The organism is Candidatus Symbiothrix dinenymphae (genome assembly GCF_001431085.1).
Genome location: NZ_BBRU01000163.1, coordinates 1 through 737 on the forward strand (window position 1 = coordinate 1; position 737 = coordinate 737).

The 737-nt window shown below is 51.2% G+C and carries 1 pseudogene; it reads left to right on the top strand.

From position 1 onward, the window contains the following. Positions 1-126: 126 nt before the first annotated feature. A pseudogene (locus tag ASC50_RS02445) lies at positions 127-687 on the top strand (1-deoxy-D-xylulose-5-phosphate synthase N-terminal domain-containing protein); the annotation flags it as partial. Positions 688-737 lie beyond the last annotated feature (50 nt).

Consider the following 737-nt stretch of genomic DNA (forward strand, 5'->3'; position numbering starts at 1 on the left):
GTTATTCATTAAAAATATCTACCTTTGCGTGCTTTTTTTTTAAGAATGTTTGCGAACATTGAATATGACAACGGGGGATTGCGGGTCAAGCCCGCAATGACGGTTCATGAGCGGGTCAAGCCCGCAATGACGGTTCATGAGCGGGTCAAGCCTGCAATGACACTGCTGGATGGCATTGATTCGCCGTATGATTTGCGGCGATTGCCGCCGGAGCGGTTGGAGCAGGTGAGCCATGAATTGCGGCAACATATTATTGAGGTGTTGTCGAGTCATCCGGGGCATTTTGGTTCGAGTTTGGGCTGTGTGGAACTGACTGTGGCTTTGCATTATGTCTTCAACACGCCCTACGACCGCATTGTGTGGGATGTGGGGCATCAGGCTTATGGGCATAAAATTTTGACCGGTCGGCGCGACCAATTTCACACTTTGCGACAGTTTGGCGGCATCGGCGGCTTCCCCAATCCTGAAGAAAGCGAATATGATGCCTTTATTGCCGGACACGCATCTAACTCTATTTCAGCCGCTTTGGGCATGGCGGTGGCTTCGCGGTTGAAGGGCGAAGACCGCAAAGTGGTTGCCGTCATTGGCGATGGTTCGATGACGGGCGGACTGGCGTTTGAGGGGCTCAACAATGTGTCGTCGCAGCCCAACGACCTGCTCATTATCCTGAACGACAATAAAATGGCAGAGTGATGAAACAAGCAGTAAACGTCAACGAAATAAAGCACCACAACAGC